The organism is Vibrio agarilyticus, from assembly GCF_012641465.1.
GTDB classification, from domain to species: Bacteria; Pseudomonadota; Gammaproteobacteria; order Enterobacterales; family Vibrionaceae; genus Vibrio; species Vibrio agarilyticus.
Map to the genome: position 1 here is coordinate 97,377 of NZ_JABAIK010000001.1, position 17,707 is coordinate 115,083.

Here is a 17,707-nt window from a genome sequence, read left to right on the forward strand (position 1 = left end):
AAAGTGCAAGACTAGCGGCTGGTGACGATACTATTTTCTCGACTTGACCACTTGCAGCAAGGCTTGAACTGGGTGCAGCGGCTGGATCTGTTCAAAACGCTTTACTTGACTGCGACATGAATACCCCGTTACTAAGCAGCGCTCTTTAGGCAATCGCGCCAAATTAGGTTGCCAACTTAATTCATAGATGGCTTTCGACACCTCATATTTGTCTTGCTCATGACCAAATGTACCAGCCATACCACAACACCCAACGGCAACAGGCTCAAGCTTGGCACCAAACTGAGCAAAAATATCTAACCACTGTTTTTCTGCACTCGGTAACTTGGTCTTCTCTGTGCAGTGAGCGAAAAGATACCAAGGTTCTGGGTCGACTTCCGATTGGGCACACCAGTTGCCGTCGCTCACCAAAGGCAATAACCATTCATGGGCTGTGACCACATTAAAATCGCCGCGCTTATCACCCAAAATTTCATCGTACTCATCGCGATAGCAAAGTACGAGAGCAGGATCGACACCGACAAGTGGCATTCCCAGCGCCGCCACTTGATTCAAAAACGCCGCGGTAGCACTAGCAGTTTGCGAAAACTTGCGCAAGAAGCCTTTGATATGCTCCGCCTTACCATTTGGTTTAAACGGCAATAGCACTGGCGTTTTACCCATGGCGCTGACAAGCATCGCAAAATCTTCCACGACAGGGGCATCGTAATAGGTGGTAAAGGGATCTTGCACAATCAGCACATAGTTGGCTTTTTCTTGCTCAGATAAGCTGGATAAGCGTTCAAAACTGTACGGCTCTAGCGTTGCTAACCGCCGCGCAAGTGTGGGAACCGAAAGCAAAGGCGCATCTATATAACCAATCGTGGCCGCAGTGATGGACTTAATCACTGGCTGTTTTAAGACACCATTGATAAGTTTGGGCGCTTTGGCCATCCACGGTAGTAACGTTTCAATATTCGCAACCAGATAATCTTTGGCTGGACGCTGGTAACGGCTGTAGTAAAGATTTAGAAAACGAGCCCTGAAGCTGGGCACATCCACTTTTATCGGACATTGACTTGCACACGCCTTACACGCCAAGCAACCATTCATCGCCTCAAAAACTTCGTGAGAAAAGTCCGCTTCTTTGTGCTTATTCAAACTATGGCGAACACGATCAAGCAGCGCCTTAATGCTGACTCCTGCCTCTAAAGATTGCCTTTCTAGGTCAAGAATATCAATGCCTTGCTCTGTTAACTGACGCAACCATTCACGCACCAAACCCGCACGCCCTTTTGGCGATTGACGTCTATCGGCCATCACTTTCATCGATGGACACATTGGCGAGTTTGCATCGTAGTTGAAGCACAGGCCATTACCGTTACAATCCATTGCAGCTTTGAAACTGTCTCGCACTTTGACATCGATTTGACGGTCAAAATAGCCTCGCTTTACCGCAGACACTTTCACCAACTCCGCATCACTTTCGAGCGGGGTGCAAATCTTACCTGGGTTCATCTTATTATGCGGATCAAACGCCGATTTAACGCGCCGTAACTCAGTAAACAGCTCATCACCGAAGAAGGCTGGGCCATATTCTGAACGATAGCCTTTTCCGTGTTCGCCCCACATCAAACCGCCATATTTCGCCACCAATTTGACCACTTCGTCCGACAATTGGTGCATCAATAGCTCTTGTTGTGGATCGCACATATCGAGCGCAGGACGCACATGAAGCACCCCAGCATCAACGTGACCAAACATGCCATATTGCAAACCGTGACTGTCTAATAACTGGCGAAACTCCGCGATAAAATCCGCCAAATTTTCTGGTGGAACACAGGTATCTTCGGCAAAGGCAACCGGCTTGGCGCGCCCTTTTGCCGCGCCAAGCAGGCCGACCGCTTTTTTACGCATATTGTAAATACGACCAATGCTCGCTAAATCAGAGCAGACTTGATAACCAATAATATCGGCTTGTTTTTCCATTAACATGGTATCAAGCTTGGCGCAGAGCTGGGTGACTTGCCGCTCAACTTGGGCAGCATCTTCCCCGGCAAACTCAACGATGTTGATCCCAAGCATCTCCTCGCCAGGCACATCGGTCAGTAAGTCACTGACCGTATGCCAAACAATGTCTTGCTTAGCCAGATTCAATACTTTTGAATCCACGGTTTCAACAGAGAGCGCATCGGCTTGTACCATAAACGGCGCATTGCGTAGCGCAGAATCAAAACTGCGATACTTCACGTTCACTAAGGTTCGAGCCGTTGGTAATGGTGTCAAATTCAGTTTTGCTTCGGTAATAAACGCCAATGACCCTTCCGCGCCACATAGTACGCGGGTCAAATCAAACTGGTCACGATCCTCATCCAGCGCATTTTTTAAATCGTATCCGGTTAAAAATCGATTGAGCGGTGGAAACTTTGCCACGATCTGCGCGCGCTTATCGCGGCAAACTTGTTCGGTAACGCGTAACGCTTGTTCTGCGTATTCACCCGCCATTGGTAGACCATGGGATAAGTCTGACTCCAATACAGAACCATCGGCAAACACGGCTTGCAGCGATAATACATGATCGGATGTTTTGCCATATTTGAGTGAGCCTTGCCCAGAGGCGTCGGTATTGACCATACCACCGATAGTGGCTCGGTTACTGGTAGACAATTCAGGAGAAAAGAAAAAGCCATAGGGACGTACGGCATCATTGAGTTGATCTTTAATGACACCACTTTGAACCCGCACCCAGCCCTCTTTTTCATTGATTTCGAGCACTTGATTCATATGGCGCGATAAATCAACCACAATTCCCGTCGTCAACGACTGACCATTCGTGCCCGTACCGCCACCGCGTGGGGAAAATGTAACGCGTTCATAATCGGTTTTGAGCGACGTGCGGCCGATCAGTGCAACGTCGTCGGTTGTGCGAGGGTGTATCACCGCCTGAGGTAACTGCTGATAAACACTGTTATCTGTTGCGACCGCCAAACGGCTTGAATATTGTGTTTCAATATCACCACGAAATCCGGCTTCTTTTAGATCGCGCAAATAACGCAGCACAATCGGATCGACATCCGCGTGAGAATTGAGTCTTGGTAACATCTGCTTCCTGCCCCTACCACCGCGCATCATGCGCTATGGGAGAATATTTTGATTAATATTTGAGTGCCCTCACTTTACCTCATTTGAAAAGCGAGCAAAACAGATTCTCACTCCAAGATCACAACAATCCACAAAGTCACTGCGTCATGACCCAACTCCAATGAGCAGCCCTAGCGCCGCGATTGGACTTGAGTATAATGACGTCAGCATTATTCAAGGACGTGAGTACCTACAATGAAAAAAAACAAAGTCGTCACTACTGAAGACATTCTCTTAAAACTCTGCCAATCCATTTCAGGCGTACTGAGCGAGGCGACCGCCAGTCATGTGCAATACTCTGCTATGGTACAAAAAATCAACAAAACCAGCTTAAAGCCTGATTTTGGCTGCTTCGTTCTCTTTGATGGCGGTTTTACTGGCTTGGTTGTGATCAATTTTACGGCAAAAGCAGCACTTGAGATCTACACCAAATACATGCGCCATATGGGAATGCCGGAAGAAGAACTTGCTGTTAGCCACACCTCTGATGAAGTGGGCGATGTGCTCGGAGAGCTGATGAACCAGCTCGTCGGCGACTTTACCAATAAAATTCGCAAAGAGCTGCAGACCAACATCACGCAAAATCAGCCTAAGATGCTGTCATTAAACAAGCAAGTCGTGCTATCCGTTGATACCAACCTTGACCGCCCGCAAGCACGACGTGTCACTTTCTCAACCGAAAACAACCATATTTTTTATCTTGAACTTGCTATGGATAAAACTGAGTTTATCCAACTCGAGGAGTTTGAGGTGCCTGAAGATGAAAACCCAGATGATATTTTGCAAGCGGCAATTGATGGGATGAAAGCGAAATCCGATCAGGCTAGTGCGCGTTCTGCTGAAAGCGACCTGCTGGACGAGCTCGGCTTGTAATTCGTTTTATACCCAAACGGCTACACGCACTTTAACATCCAATAGCGCTAATGGTTTTGAGCCCAATGGCGCTTTTTCTTTCTATCTTCTTTTTCCAAGTGACTTGGGTATATACCCATATATTGTGCCCACTCCCGCTTCGATTTTGCCTTGAGCGCCAACAGCCATTTCGTTTTAACCCAAAAATCGGTAAAATAGTCGACTTTTCTCAAGCGAAGGGTGTTTGGTTTCCCCATGGATAAGCAGAAAGCGTTAAAAAAAATTGCTAAGTGTTTGGAACTTGGTAACTCTGCTAATGTCAATGAAGCGGCTAATGCGATCAAAATGGCGCACCGTTTGATGCTCAAATATGGTCTTGAAAAAGACGATATCGAGTTTATCAAGATGGGGAAAACGCAATCGAGCCATTTGCTGCCCGCGTCCATTAGCTCAGTATTGCTACGAATCATTCGTGGTATCAATACCAAGTTTGGCGTTGAAGCCGTACTGCTCAATCACAAAGGGCTTAAACGCGTCGAGTTTATTGGCGAAGCTGACCGCGCAATCTTCGCCGCCTTTGCGTTTGACGTCATTTACCGTGAAATGAATGAGAGCACTGGACAATTTCGCAATAGCTTCGCTGGCTCTGGGACATCGACAACCGAAGTGACTCGCCGCGTCAATTCTTATGTTTCTGGATGGGTCGAAGGCGCTCTTGAGAAATTGCCTGAGATCGCGCCTGATGATGCTTCGGCCAACACGATCAACAATTACATTGATCGTGAATTTAAAAACATTGATCGTGAGACGTTTAAAAAGCAGCTCAAAGAAGCAATGAAAAATCTAACAGCTGATTATGAAGTTGGTCTAAAAAAAGGCCGTCGAATTTCCGTCAACCGTCCCGTAGAAGGCGCTAAAGCCGCGAAACAAATCACCAAAAACTAACATTAAACCAAATAAAATCTTCTACACTTGCGCGGTGATGAATAAACCTATATTAAACAACTTGTGGGTCCATTTACCCCACCCCATGGAGATGCTGTTGTGAAAAAACTAACACTTGCTTTGGCGCTGGTTACCGCATTAAGCGGCTGTCAAATGACGCAACGTCAAAATGCCACCACAGGTGAAAATGAAACCAATTCTGCTACGACAGGCGCGCTCATTGGTGCGGTTGCGGGCGCCGTTCTTGGCGCAGCAACGGGCGATAAAAAAGATCGCGGTAAACGTGCACTCATTGGTGCGGCAGGTGGTGCAGCGGTCGGCGGCGGCGTTGGCTACTATTTTGACCAACAAGAACGCGCGTTACGCCAAGCGCTACTTAACTCAGGTGTTCAAGTTGAGCGCGTGGGTGAAAATCAGCTATTACTACGCCTTGAAAACGGTATCGGTTTCGCCTCTGACTCCTACCAACTGGACGCGAGCATTCACAATACCCTTCGTGGTGTTGCACGCATTTTAGTCGAATACCCAGACACCTCATTGGTGATTGATGGCTACACCGATAGCACAGGTTCAGACTCTTACAATCAGCAACTTTCTGAACGTCGCGCCGAATCTGTTCGTCAATTCCTTATCGGTCAAAACGTCGCTGCAGGCCGCGCGATAGCTCGTGGTAACGGCGAACGTTACCCACTTTGCAGCAACGACACCACGACAGGCCGCGCGTGCAATCGCCGAGTCGAGATTCAAATTCTGCCATTGCGTTAATCACCTCGTCTTTACTGAGTAACAGTCGTGTTTTTATACGCTGTTACTCTGTTACTCTGTTACTCTGTTACTCTGTTACTCTGTAGCCAAGTCACTTGGGTATAAAATGTGAATCGACTATGGCAAAACTCCCTCTCACTATTATTACTTTGATTGCAGCGTTTGCTCCGCTCCATAGATCCGCGGCGAACACCGTGGATACTACGCCTGCTTTCGCAACACTCGATTCTCATGCTGTTCAATGCTCCAAAGAGGTTATTGACCGTTTTAGTCAACAAGCTGTCTTAGGCGATCCTATCGCGCAATTCAAATTGGGACGCACGTTCGAACGATGCCAACTCACCTCAAATTCACCTATATCAACGTCATCACAACAACATCCAAAAGCACTGGCTCATTATTGGTATCTTAAATCGGCGGATTTGGGTCATTACGGCGCCCAACAGCGCTTAGCCTATGGCTATTTGACGACTGACTTTGGACCAACCAATATCGCGAGTGCATTACGCTGGTTTTCCGCCCTTGCAGTTCAAGGGGATATCGACGCGCAATTTCGTATCGCCCAGCTTTTAGAGCAACATAGTAACGTATTAACCATGAATGATTTGGCAAAAATTTGGTATCAACTTGCTGCGCCACATCATAAAAAAGCACAAGAACACTATACGCATTTGCTGCAAACTGAATTTAACGAGAGACGCAGCGCTCAGCTCAAACAGCTTTCACAAGCGCAGGGCGACGCCAAGAGTGCGCAAGTCAGTGTGCTCGACCATGGCCAAACCATCGCACAGTCAGACTCACCGTTGATGCCAAATGATTTGGCAGCATCAGCGACTAAAATAGGCCAACCTTTCTCGTTCAGCGCGGCCTTGGGCATTATTATTACGCTCTTTTCTGGGTTTGGCATTTTTGTGTTGATTCAACAGCGACGCACCGTACAGCGGCAAGTGAACTCAAGACTCGAAAGTGGCTCGCCTCATTGTGAATCTACCACAATCATTCGATGGCAAGCTCGCTACAACGCCCTCGCGCAAAAGCACAACGTGTTACGTCATCATTGTGATGCGCTTACTCAGCAAATGGCACTTAATAAAAGCCAATGCGATCAGCATACGCTGGCCAAGGCGTACGCAACTCTCGGATTCGACGTGAACGATGCGCCGACTTCCAATGACATTAAGTGTCGTTATAAGGCGCTCTCTCGAATATACCACCCTGATGCACAAGGCTCTAATGCACAAATGGCGCGACTCAATTTAGCCTTGGAGTTAGTGCAAAACGCGCTTGCAAAACGCCCTTATTGATCCCCTTTCTTCGCGAAAGCCAAAAGCCCCTAACACACTGTACTTATCACGAAAATTAACACCGAGTTAACAATTGATACCATTTTGTGTCATACTCGCGCGACACTGATATGGCATGATTTTGCACGGTAGACTCACCTAGCCAACCCGCTGAAAAGGCAGGTGAGCGACAAGCAAGTAACGCCGTTGAACAAAGCGAGGCTATTTGATAGCGCGACGTCCAAACAACACAAGGAAAATGATAATGATTTCAAGCATGTTTAACACTGAGGGAATCTGCGATTGGTGCAAGAAAAATGGCCTATTGGCACGCCACGATTATATTGATGGCAAACATCACTATTCTTGTCCTCACTGCCATGACATCGCCAAAATCGACGTACGCCAATTTAACCTCGACGAAATTGCCCTTCGAGCGAAGCTCTCTCACGCCTAATGCCGATGCCACAGCAAAGCAGCCCACCACAGTGATCACACGGCGCTAAATAACTATACATTAGAATATGTGTAGAAAAAAACGGCAAAAGACTTGATCAGTAATGCAAAAACAAATACTGTATGTTCATACAGCATGTATGGAGAAACAGTATTATGCAGTTCCAACAGACTCAGTACGGACACGCGCTTTCATCGTCTTCACATTCAACATCGGCACATCGCTACTCACGCTACAACGTGATCGCACAACCCACTCGTCCGATGGCGCTCTCTGAAGCCATGCTGTTTGAGTTAGCATTCCGTTCACAGCAACCTCGCTGGGTCATGGTCACGCATCAATGCCCTCGCCCCGATTTTAATCAACTTTCATCTCATGCAATACGCTGCCAAAACGTGGTGCATTTGAAAGAGTCACATCATTTCACTGAAGCCGATATTATTATCAAGGCGATCGACTCCGGAAACGCCAGCGCCATCATCGCATCCAATCACATTGATAAAATCACGCAGCAGAAATTAAAAGCCTATGCCGTCGCACGTGAATGTGTGGTTTTCTTCATAAATCCAAGTCAAACGCAGCTTCACTAAGCACGACCGAATTGATGTGATAACAAATGACGCAAACGTTTGCTTTTTCACTGGCGGTTACAATCATTTCTGGTATGATGCACCACAATGACAAAGCTTGAGTACACTTTGTCACTGTGGTCCGCGCGCAACGCGGCTTCACCTACTCATATCAAGTAGCTTGTGCTTTTCTCTATGTATCGTCTTGGCAATACGAGCCAACAAAAGCGAATGACGCCTTCATGTGTAGCTTTCAATTAACGAAATTTTGAAGCTAAGATGGCAATAACGCTGTAATAGGATAGATACATCTGAGTATTTAAATTTCCACTGCCCAGTGTTCTATACCCAAACAACTTGGCGATGCAGGGAGGCGGCAAACAAAACACCCTGTAGCTTCAAGTAGAAAGGGGATACACGGGTCAGTTCAACGCTGTTAGTAAGATAGGAATGTCTCATGCGCTCTGCTGATCAAGTTCTCGCGGTCAATAATGATCTCCCAATTCGTACACATCAACCTGTACATAGTGGCAAGGTACGCTCCGTTTACTGGCTAACGCCAGAAGATAGCGCGCGCCTGATCCAAGAGAAAGGTTACGATGTTGCCCCTGATGCGCCACTAGCCATAATGGTGATCAGTGACCGTATTTCCGCATTTGATTGTATCTGGCACAGTGAAAATGGCCTTAACGGTGTACCGGGCAAGGGTGCCGCCCTCAACGCTATCTCTAACCATTGGTTTGGGTTATTCAAACAACAAGGCCTGGCAGATAGCCATATCCTTGATATCCCCCACCCTTTTGTGTGGATTGTTCAAAAAGCCAAACCGGTCATGATTGAAGCCATCTGCCGTCAATACATTACCGGCTCAATGTGGCGAGCTTATAGTCAAGGTGAACGCGAATTTTGTGGTATTGAGTTACCCGAGGGCCTTGAAAAAGATAAAGCGTTACCAGAGCTGCTCATCACACCATCAACCAAAGGGATTTTGAAAGGGATCCCAGGCGTGCCTGAAGCCGATGACGTCAATATTACTCGCCAAAACATTCTAGAGAATTTCGCAGCATTTAATTTTGAAGCAGAACAAGATGTTGCTACCTATGAGCAGCTACTCAAAGAAGGCTTTGCCGTGATTCAAGCAGCGTTGGCCGATATTGCTCAGATTTTTGTGGATACCAAATTTGAGTTTGGTTACGTCACCGACGCCGCAGGTAAACGCAAACTCATCTACATGGATGAAGTCGGAACACCGGATTCATCACGTATTTGGGATAAAGCCGCTTATGAGCGCGGAGAAATCATCGAGAACTCAAAAGAGGGCTTTCGCCAGTTTCTCCTCAACTATTTCCCCGATCCCGATATTCTATTAAACAAAAATCGCATGCCGGAGCGTGAAGCACTTGCCCGTGATAATGCGCTTCCTACCGAAGCGTTTAATGCATTATCACAAACGTATTTGGCCATCGCAGAGAAAATTACCGGTGCGCCAATTCAACTCAGTGATAACCCCAAACAGGAAATCATTGACATCTTAGCTCGCGATTACGGTTTAATTGACTGATCGAGTATTGTGTTAAATGCACGACGTGGTTGTAGGTAATGACTGCTTATTAATCGAAAAAGCCCGAGAAAACTCGGGCTATTGCACTGGCGTGTTTTAGGTATTGGAATACTTTATCAAAGCCAACTGCGCGCTAACCAAGCTCATCCTCAAGATGGTGACGCGAGTTGAACGGTAAAACCATCGCCATTTGGCCATTCCAGCACCACACCGCAGCGAGACTGAATATATTCAACTTGTTCTGGATCAAGCCCATAAGGCATCGCAACCCTTAGCTCATCAAAACCTTCGGTTTGCGCCAATTGCAATAAAGTAACCAAGTTGGACTCATCGCTTTGCTGTAACGACATCGTTTTGAGCGCGTTCTCCCATAAACGCTCTTCTGGTGTCGCTAACTGGACTAAATTGCTCTTCCAGATCACAGTAAACACTGGTGCAATGGTCTCCAGCGCTTCCATGAACGTCCAACGTTTATTGCATGAGGCGCCCAGAAAGTGCGCATAATCAAACTCGATACTGTTTTTGCCATACTCTTCCATATCGTTCCTCGACCTTACGGCAACTACACTTGAATTACTATCGAGCACTCTTTCCGATATAGCAAGACGATATAAAACATTAGTCTTTTATGCCTCCACGTCAGATTAAAAAGACATATTAATCGACGCTTTGTAACAAACCAAGCTCATATTAAATAACCAATTCGCTCCCAATCGGCAATAATTGGTGACGAATGCACCGCAACAGAAATATAGCCATTTTGCCCAATAAACAATCAACGAACTCATCAATACCGGAATACTAACCCAAAAAACTGACATTAATTGATATTAAACACTAATAAAAAGCGTTTATTTTGCGTTCAGATTGACGCTATTTTACGCGTTTTTAGTCAGGGTCACGCATGCGTATTTACAAGCTTGGCAACATACCGTTAAAATTTCGCCACGGTTCAGTAAGGGGATACTCAACTACAGACCGTACAATATGACCATGCAGCCCAACAAAGCACAAACCATTGGTGTGCTGTCCTAACCTAAGAACCTTGCCAAGGCAATCCATGAACAATAACAAACGTCCGTTGTACATCCCATTTGCAGGCCCCGCTCTTTTGAGTACACCACTGCTCAATAAAGGCAGCGCATTCACCGCAGAAGAGCGCACTTTTTTCAATTTGGAAGGCTTGTTACCTGAAACCACAGAAACCATTCAGGAACAGGTTGAACGTGCCTATATGCAGTACAAGAGCTTTGAAAGTGATATGGATAAGCATATTTATCTGCGTAACATTCAAGACACCAATGAAACGTTATTTTATCGCTTGGTGCAAAACCACATCAGCGAAATGATGCCCATCATCTATACCCCGACGGTAGGTGCGGCGTGCGAAAACTTTTCAAATATCTATCGCCGCGGTCGTGGCCTTTTTATTTCATACCCCAATCGCGATCATATCGACGACTTGCTCAACAATGCGGCCAATCACAACGTCAAAGTGATTGTAGTGACCGATGGCGAGCGCATTTTAGGTCTTGGGGATCAAGGGATTGGCGGTATGGGGATTCCGATTGGAAAACTGGCCCTATACACGGCGTGTGGCGGAATTAGCCCAGCTTATACACTACCCATCGTACTTGATGTGGGTACCAATAACCCACAGCGCCTTGCCGATCCTATGTACATGGGTTGGCGTCACCCGCGCATTACTGGCGCAGATTACGACGCATTTATTGATGAGTTTATGCAAGCGGTTCAGCGCCGTTGGCCTGATGCACTGATCCAATTTGAAGACTTTGCGCAGAAAAACGCGATGCCACTACTTGAGCGTTACAAACATCGCACGTGCTGCTTCAACGATGACATTCAAGGCACTGCGGCCATCACAGTTGGTTCTTTACTTGCCGCGTGTAAAGCTGCTGGTAGTCAACTGAGTGAGCAAAGAATTGCCTTTTTAGGCGCAGGTTCCGCAGGTTGTGGTATCGCAGAGGCCATCATTGCGCAAATGGTGTCAGAGGGCATTTCTGACGCACAGGCTCGTTCGCAAGTCTTTATGGTCGACCGCTGGGGCCTATTGCAAGAAGGCATGCCAAATTTACTCGATTTCCAGCAGCGTTTGGTTCAAAAACTGGCCGACACACAAACTTGGCTATCAGACAATCCTTCAGCTTATTCTCTATTTGATGTTATTGCGAACGCCAAACCAACAGTGCTGATTGGCGTATCGGGTGCGCCTGGCTTATTCAGCCAAGATATTATCGAAGAGATGCACAAGCACTGCCCTCGCCCAATTGTGTTTCCATTATCAAACCCAACCAGCCGCGTCGAAGCCACACCGAGTGACATTTTGCATTGGACCAAAGGCGAGGCCCTAGTTGCCACAGGAAGCCCATTTGCTCCTGTGGTGATAGACGGTAAAACCATCACGATTGCGCAATGCAATAACAGCTACATTTTCCCGGGTATCGGACTTGGTGTCCTGGCTGTTAATGCTCGTCGCGTAACGGATGAAATGTTGATGGAATCGAGCCGCGCACTCGCGGCTTGCTCACCGCTGGCAAATCATGGCAATGGTGCATTACTGCCACCATTGGAAGAGATCCACACAGTGTCAAAGCGCATTGCTTATGCCGTTGCCAAGAAAGCCATTGAGCAAGGTGTGGCACTTGAGATCCCAGATGATGCATTGCAGCAAGCTATCGACGAAAATTTCTGGCAGCCCGTCTATCGCCGCTATAAACGTACCGCCTATTAAACGAAGGGAATCAAGGTTACAGTAAGACGAGTAACACATTCGGCTTTAGCCTACGGGCTTGGCCGATGTTCCCTCACCGCATGCGCTGATTCATTATTAAGACTGTGCGCTAACCATCAGCAATTTCGACGGTTTTCTTGCTTGAGATCTTCTCGAGCTACCATTGAGTGAGTATGATAGTGCACATTGTGAATTGTTTTACGGAGTGGGTGTGTCGCTGTTGAATTTTTTCCGTCACAAACCCAGACATATTTGGCTGAAACGAATCGCCCTTAGTCTCCTCATCGGTGGATTTTCTCTACTGATATTCATGGTCACCGTAGACCGCCTTATTGCGCTGCAAACACGCGATCAAATTGCCACGAATACCAGCACACTGCCCGAATTCGACGTAGCGGTAGTACTCGGTACCAGTAAATACATCGGTAAACAACTTAACAGCTATTATTCTCATCGAATCGACGCAGCAATCGCTCTGTACCAACAAGGTAAGGTTGGGCACTTCTTACTTAGCGGTGATAACGCACACCGTTCTTATAACGAGCCTTGGACCATGAAACGCGATTTGTTACGCGCAGAAGTGCCTGAAAGCTCAATCCATCTTGATTATGCCGGATTTCGTACCCTCGACTCGATTGTTCGAGCTAAAAAAATCTTTGCCACTGATGATTTTTTGATCATCACGCAACGCTTTCATTGCGAACGCGCGCTGTTTATCGCCAATGCCTATGACATTAATGCTCGATGCCTCGCGGTAAAAGGCCCCGATAAGGCCAATTGGTCAATGACTCTGCGTGAAGTACTTGCGCGAGTCAAGGCAGTGCTTGACCTTTATATTATGAATACGCAGCCGAAATTTCTCGGCCCTCAAGAGCCCATTTTATTACGTCAAGCAAACACGAACGAAGAAGCCAATAAAGCACTTTAAATCGCCTCCCTCATTCATTTTCTTCCTTACCTCACACTTTCGATTTCTCAAAGCAATTTAGTTCAGCACAAACTGAAAAAATTCAATAACATCACCATAGCAATAACAACAAAAACCCTACATTTGCTTTATTCGAAAGGAGTCTTAATCATGACTGCGCTTACGCTCACAATGAAGAATTGGCTGTTTACTCGAAACAGCATGATATTGTCCACAAATGTCATTTTATTCGCGATTCTGCTCAATACGCTGCCCTTTGAACCTCAGGTGGTTACTGGACTGAGTATTCTCACATTTGTTGCGATCTTATGGTTAACAGAAGCAATCCACGTCAGTATTACTGCTCTGCTCATTCCTCTACTCGCGATAAGTTTTGGTATTTTTAATACTCAAGCTGCGCTAAATAACTTTTCCAATTCAATCATTTTCTTATTTCTCGGCGGGTTCGCACTCGCCGCCGCGCTACATCGACAACAACTCGATCAAGCTATTGCAGATAAAGTCCTGCTTATTGCTCGAGGAAAAATGTCCACCGCGGTTTTCATGTTGTTTGGTGTCAGTGCCGGGTTATCAATGTGGATTTCCAATACCGCCACAACCGCAATGATGTTACCGCTGGTTTTGGGCGTCATGAGCAAATTAGATCGCGAAAAACATCACAGTACTTTTTTGTTTGTTCTTCTCGGCGTCGCTTATTGCGCCTCAATTGGCGGCATTGCAACTTTGGTTGGCAGCCCTCCGAACGCCATTGCAGCGGCAGAAGTGGGACTCAATTTTACTGAGTGGATGGCGCTTGGCTTGCCAATTTCACTGCTTTTGTTACCCGTTGCGGTCATCATTCTCTACGGCATGACTAAGCCAAACCTCAACCATCAGTTCGAGCTTGACCATAAACCAGTTCAATGGACCAATGGTAAGATGATCACGCTTGCGATCTTCGCCCTTACTGTGTTTATGTGGATTTTTAGCAAACCCATCAATGCCATGCTGGGCGGCTTTGCAAAATTTGATACCATGGTCGCGCTTGGTGCCATTGTACTACTCGGAGCATCAAAGGCCGTTCATTGGAAAGACATTGAAAAAACCACTGACTGGGGCGTGCTACTGCTGTTCGGGGGTGGGATCTGTTTAAGTAACATTCTCAAAGCCACAGGAACCAGCGTGTTTTTGGCCCATGGACTGAGCCAGTTTTTAGAACAAGCGGGCATTTTTATCACTATTGTTGCCGTCGTCTCCTTCGTGGTGTTTTTAACCGAGTTTGCCAGCAACACCGCCAGTGCCGCGCTTTTAGTTCCGGTATTTGCCACCATTGCAGAAGCGCTTGGCATCTCTCCTGTCATCCTTTCCGCTCTCATTGCGGTTGCGGCATCTTGCGCCTTCATGCTGCCAGTCGCGACGCCCCCAAATGCCATCGTTTTTGGTACCGGCCACATTAAACAACGAGAGATGATGCGTATCGGCGTAGTCCTCAACATTGCTTGCATTGCAGTGCTGAGTCTATTCGCAGCGATTTTCTGGTAAGAAAATCGCCCGCATTCTGACCAAGCTTGCGGCTATACCCAACCAACTTGGAGATGCCGATAAGCGACAAGCGAGCAAAACCTCATCACACAAACAAACGATGTGATGAGGTTTGTGAGAGCCAATCCCACAATTTTTTGGAGAAAAGCGCTGCAACTTGATGTAAGGCGGGTATACTCGCAATAAACACTATCTGAGCTCAATTATGTCAATGATTTTTAAAGGCACTCTTGCCAAGTTACGCAGCACGCTTAGCGCGCCTGTCGACTATCAATTGCCAGTCGGCGAAGACAGCCTAAGTCTCAACCCTTTGATTGGTGAGTCATTGACTTTGCGACACACGGGCAATATTTATTGCTGCTCATGCGGAAAGAAAACCAAAAAAAGCTATTCACAGGGCCACTGTTTTGTCTGCATGAAAAAACTCGCTGCGTGTGACATGTGCATAATGAAACCTGAAACTTGCCACTATGCTGCGGGCACCTGCCGCGAACCCGAGTGGGGCGAAGCAAATTGCATGGTGGACCATTACGTTTATCTTTCAAACACTTCAAGCGTTAAAGTGGGGATCACACGCCACACGCAGATCCCAACCCGTTGGATTGATCAAGGTGCCACGCAAGGTTTACCTATTTATCGAGTCAAAAGCCGCTATATTTCCGGTTTGGTGGAAGTTGCTTTAGCCCAGCATATCGCCGATAAAACCAACTGGCGCACCTTATTAAAACAAGATGGTGAGCCGCTACCACTTGACGCACTTGCAGCAGAGCTTAAACCTAAAATCGCTGACACAATTGATGCCATCAAACAACAAAATGGCGATGATGCTGTCTGCGAGCTCAGTGCCGAGACGACTGACATTCATTATCCAGTTACACACTATCCCACCAAAATCGTTTCGCATAATTTTGACAAAAACCCCGAAGTCAGTGGTGTACTTCAGGGCATCAAGGGGCAATACCTTATTTTTGATACTGGGGTTATCAATGTGCGTAAATTCACCGCGTACGAAGTAGAAGTTCAAGTACGTCAAACAGCTGACTAATTTCCTCAAGGGTGTTGTAATGCATACAACCAATACGCAAAACACCACCCTTTTGCGACAGACCAATGACATCAATCACATCCGGCGCATAAAAGTGACCACTGCCGGTGCAAATTTGTCGCTGACCAAGCGCACTGGCTAACTCACTGGCATTACAAGAGTCAAAACTTAACGCAAACGTTGGTGTGCGTCGCGCCATATTCGAGTCTTTAATGCCATAAAGCGTGACACCGTCTAAAGCCGCCAAACGCTCAAGAAAATGACATGTTAGTTTCGCTTCATGCGTGGCATAACAATCAAAACTTTGCTCAAGTTGTTTACGTAATGAAACGTGCGATTCGCCCCACTGCGCCAAGTAATCAATACTGGCACTCAATCCAGCCAGCGCCTCAAAGCTTTGTGTGCCCATTTCAAATCGACTGGGCCCGTGATTAGGCGCGGGCGAAATTCGACTTGGCGTCAGTGACTCAAGCCAAGGGTTCGCAATGTAAGCAATACCCAGGTGGGGGCCAAAAAATTTATAGTTAGAGCACACCAAATAATCACAACCGAGCGCCGTAACATCGAGCAAGCGATGTGGCACGCAGTGAACTGCGTCAACATAGACTTGCGCGCCCACCGCTTTGGCGGCGGAAATAATCTCATCCAGCGGTGTAATCGTCCCTGTCACATTCGCAGCAGCCGTCACCGCAATCAAGCGCGTTCTGGGCGTTATAAGACTCAGTATCTGCGCCACATCCACGCCTGCCGTGGTCAAATCAAGTGGCGCTTTATGGACCGTCGCACCTCGTTCCTGGGCCATTTGTTGCCAAGGGCTCACATTGGCGTAGTGATCCGCTTGCGTCACAATCACCTCATCACCGGGTTGCCACTGCTGAGCAATCGCGCGACTGAGAGTAAAGGTCAGTGAGGTCATATTGGCGCCGAACACAATATTGTCGCTGTGCGGCGCGTTGAGCAAAGTCGCAGCGGCCATACGAGCATGAGACACAATGTCATGCGTTTGCGCGCTGCAATAAAAATGCCCGCCAAAATTAGCACTAAAATTCTCGAGGTAGTCTACCATGGCATTGACCACGCGCTGCGGCACCTTTGACCCACTTGGCCCATCAAAAAATAAAGTGTGCTTAGGTATTTTACGCGACACCAAGGCGGGAAACTGCGCTCGAAGCGCATTGAGATCGAACGGCATTCATCACTCCTTGATTATGACGCGGCTTTCGCCGTCAAAACAAACACATCCATATAACCCATTTCATTACGCTTAATCGCACGGATCGGTTGCGCGTTATGCCACAGCCGATTATCGGCGAGAAAAACCACCTCCCCATCTTCCAAGATCTTACGAAAAAAAGGCGCCTCATCTGCATCACCATAGAGCATGATTTCACCACCGACAATGTTGTGCCGCGCAATGCCCACCAGTGCGATATGATCAAAGCCATCTTGGTGCACGCCCTCTGGCGCAACGGGTGTTTCGTCAAAGCGAGTAATAATCCGAATTTGATGCACTTCAATCTCATGTTCGTCTGGCAGATGATGCGCCTGAGTAAATAAGGTGATGAGCTCTACAAAACCGTCACTTTGCAACGTGCTTATCTCTAAAGGCTCAAAATGTCGTAACACATCCCCTTGAAAGGCATTAATGCGAGCGCTTTGCTGAAACTCATGTCGGGCAGTTGGGCACAACTTGCCATGGCGCATGGTAACGACAGAGTAACGACGCAGCCGATATTGACCATCGGCGTGCTCTGTATGAGGTAGGGTAAAAAACGAAGGCGCCAACGTGGTGCGCCCCTCAAGACTAAGATTAGTTATATGCAGGGTATTTTCATGACAATGAAGCATAATCACCTCCAATATTGAGTTTTCATCGGTATATGTGATGACTTATTGCTCAATTACAGTG

At 47.1% G+C, this 17,707-nt stretch carries 15 protein-coding genes; 11 read left to right on the forward strand and 4 right to left on the reverse strand.

The annotated features are described in order from the left end of the window. Positions 1-30 precede the first annotated feature (30 nt). Positions 31-3,081 (reverse strand): D-2-hydroxyglutarate dehydrogenase YdiJ, encoded by a 3,051-nt coding sequence (ydiJ, locus tag HGP28_RS00430; RefSeq protein ID WP_168834460.1) that lies wholly within the window; start codon positions 3,079-3,081, stop codon positions 31-33. A gap of 234 nt (positions 3,082-3,315) precedes the next feature. Between ydiJ and HGP28_RS00435 the strand changes: the two genes are divergently transcribed. The 7 genes from HGP28_RS00435 (at position 3,316) to HGP28_RS00465 (ending at position 9,552) form a co-directional block, all read left to right on the forward strand. After that, on the forward strand, positions 3,316-3,993 hold the full coding sequence (locus tag HGP28_RS00435; RefSeq protein WP_168834461.1) for a DUF3334 family protein: 678 nt from the start codon (positions 3,316-3,318) through the stop codon (positions 3,991-3,993). A 234-nt stretch (positions 3,994-4,227) separates the two neighbouring features. After that, positions 4,228-4,917: a DUF2786 domain-containing protein gene (locus HGP28_RS00440; RefSeq protein WP_168834462.1), complete on the forward strand. Its 690-nt coding sequence runs from the start codon at positions 4,228-4,230 to the stop codon at positions 4,915-4,917. A gap of 99 nt (positions 4,918-5,016) precedes the next feature. Beyond that, complete coding sequence (locus tag HGP28_RS00445) at positions 5,017-5,682, forward strand: YiaD family glycine zipper/OmpA-like lipoprotein (RefSeq protein ID WP_168834463.1); 666 nt, start codon at positions 5,017-5,019, stop codon at positions 5,680-5,682. Between the two features lie 119 nt (positions 5,683-5,801). Beyond that, positions 5,802-6,986 carry a J domain-containing protein gene (locus tag HGP28_RS00450; RefSeq protein WP_168834464.1) on the forward strand — a complete coding sequence of 395 codons (1,185 nt, stop codon included), beginning with the start codon at positions 5,802-5,804 and terminating at the stop codon, positions 6,984-6,986. A gap of 256 nt (positions 6,987-7,242) precedes the next feature. Next, positions 7,243-7,422 carry a hypothetical protein gene (locus HGP28_RS00455; protein WP_168834753.1) on the forward strand — a complete coding sequence of 60 codons (180 nt, stop codon included), beginning with the start codon at positions 7,243-7,245 and terminating at the stop codon, positions 7,420-7,422. A gap of 155 nt (positions 7,423-7,577) precedes the next feature. Beyond that, positions 7,578-8,012, forward strand: a complete 435-nt coding sequence (locus HGP28_RS00460) for a hypothetical protein (protein WP_168834465.1) — start codon at positions 7,578-7,580, stop codon at positions 8,010-8,012. 436 nt (positions 8,013-8,448) lie between these two features. Beyond that, on the forward strand, positions 8,449-9,552 hold the full coding sequence (locus HGP28_RS00465) for a phosphoribosylaminoimidazolesuccinocarboxamide synthase (RefSeq protein WP_168834466.1): 1,104 nt from the start codon (positions 8,449-8,451) through the stop codon (positions 9,550-9,552). A gap of 149 nt (positions 9,553-9,701) precedes the next feature. Here HGP28_RS00465 and HGP28_RS00470 read toward each other — a convergent pair whose 3' ends face one another. After that, complete coding sequence (locus HGP28_RS00470; protein WP_168834467.1) at positions 9,702-10,091, reverse strand: transporter; 390 nt, start codon at positions 10,089-10,091, stop codon at positions 9,702-9,704. A 521-nt stretch (positions 10,092-10,612) separates the two neighbouring features. Here HGP28_RS00470 and HGP28_RS00475 point away from each other — a divergent pair. From HGP28_RS00475 to HGP28_RS00490, 4 genes are all read left to right on the forward strand, one after another. After that, complete coding sequence (locus tag HGP28_RS00475; protein WP_168834468.1) at positions 10,613-12,304, forward strand: NAD-dependent malic enzyme; 1,692 nt, start codon at positions 10,613-10,615, stop codon at positions 12,302-12,304. Between the two features lie 310 nt (positions 12,305-12,614). Continuing rightward, a complete protein-coding gene (locus tag HGP28_RS00480) occupies positions 12,615-13,232 on the forward strand; it encodes a SanA/YdcF family protein (RefSeq protein WP_168834754.1) in 618 nt (205 codons plus the stop codon). Positions 13,233-13,382: 150 nt separating this feature from the next. Beyond that, on the forward strand, positions 13,383-14,753 hold the full coding sequence (locus HGP28_RS00485; RefSeq protein ID WP_168834469.1) for an SLC13 family permease: 1,371 nt from the start codon (positions 13,383-13,385) through the stop codon (positions 14,751-14,753). Between the two features lie 205 nt (positions 14,754-14,958). Further along, the gene (locus tag HGP28_RS00490; RefSeq protein ID WP_168834470.1) at positions 14,959-15,798 is read left to right on the forward strand and encodes a DUF2797 domain-containing protein; all 840 of its coding nucleotides are present in this window, start codon (positions 14,959-14,961) and stop codon (positions 15,796-15,798) included. Here HGP28_RS00490 and HGP28_RS00495 read toward each other — a convergent pair. Both HGP28_RS00495 and HGP28_RS00500 read right to left on the reverse strand, forming a co-directional pair. Next, on the reverse strand, positions 15,752-16,990 hold the full coding sequence (locus HGP28_RS00495; RefSeq protein ID WP_168834471.1) for a cysteine desulfurase-like protein: 1,239 nt from the start codon (positions 16,988-16,990) through the stop codon (positions 15,752-15,754). The two genes, HGP28_RS00490 and HGP28_RS00495, sit on opposite strands and share 47 nt — an antisense overlap. 14 nt (positions 16,991-17,004) lie before the next feature. Further along, entirely contained in the window at positions 17,005-17,646 is a 642-nt protein-coding gene (locus tag HGP28_RS00500; protein WP_168834472.1) for a 2OG-Fe dioxygenase family protein, read from the reverse strand. Positions 17,647-17,707: the final 61 nt, after the last annotated feature.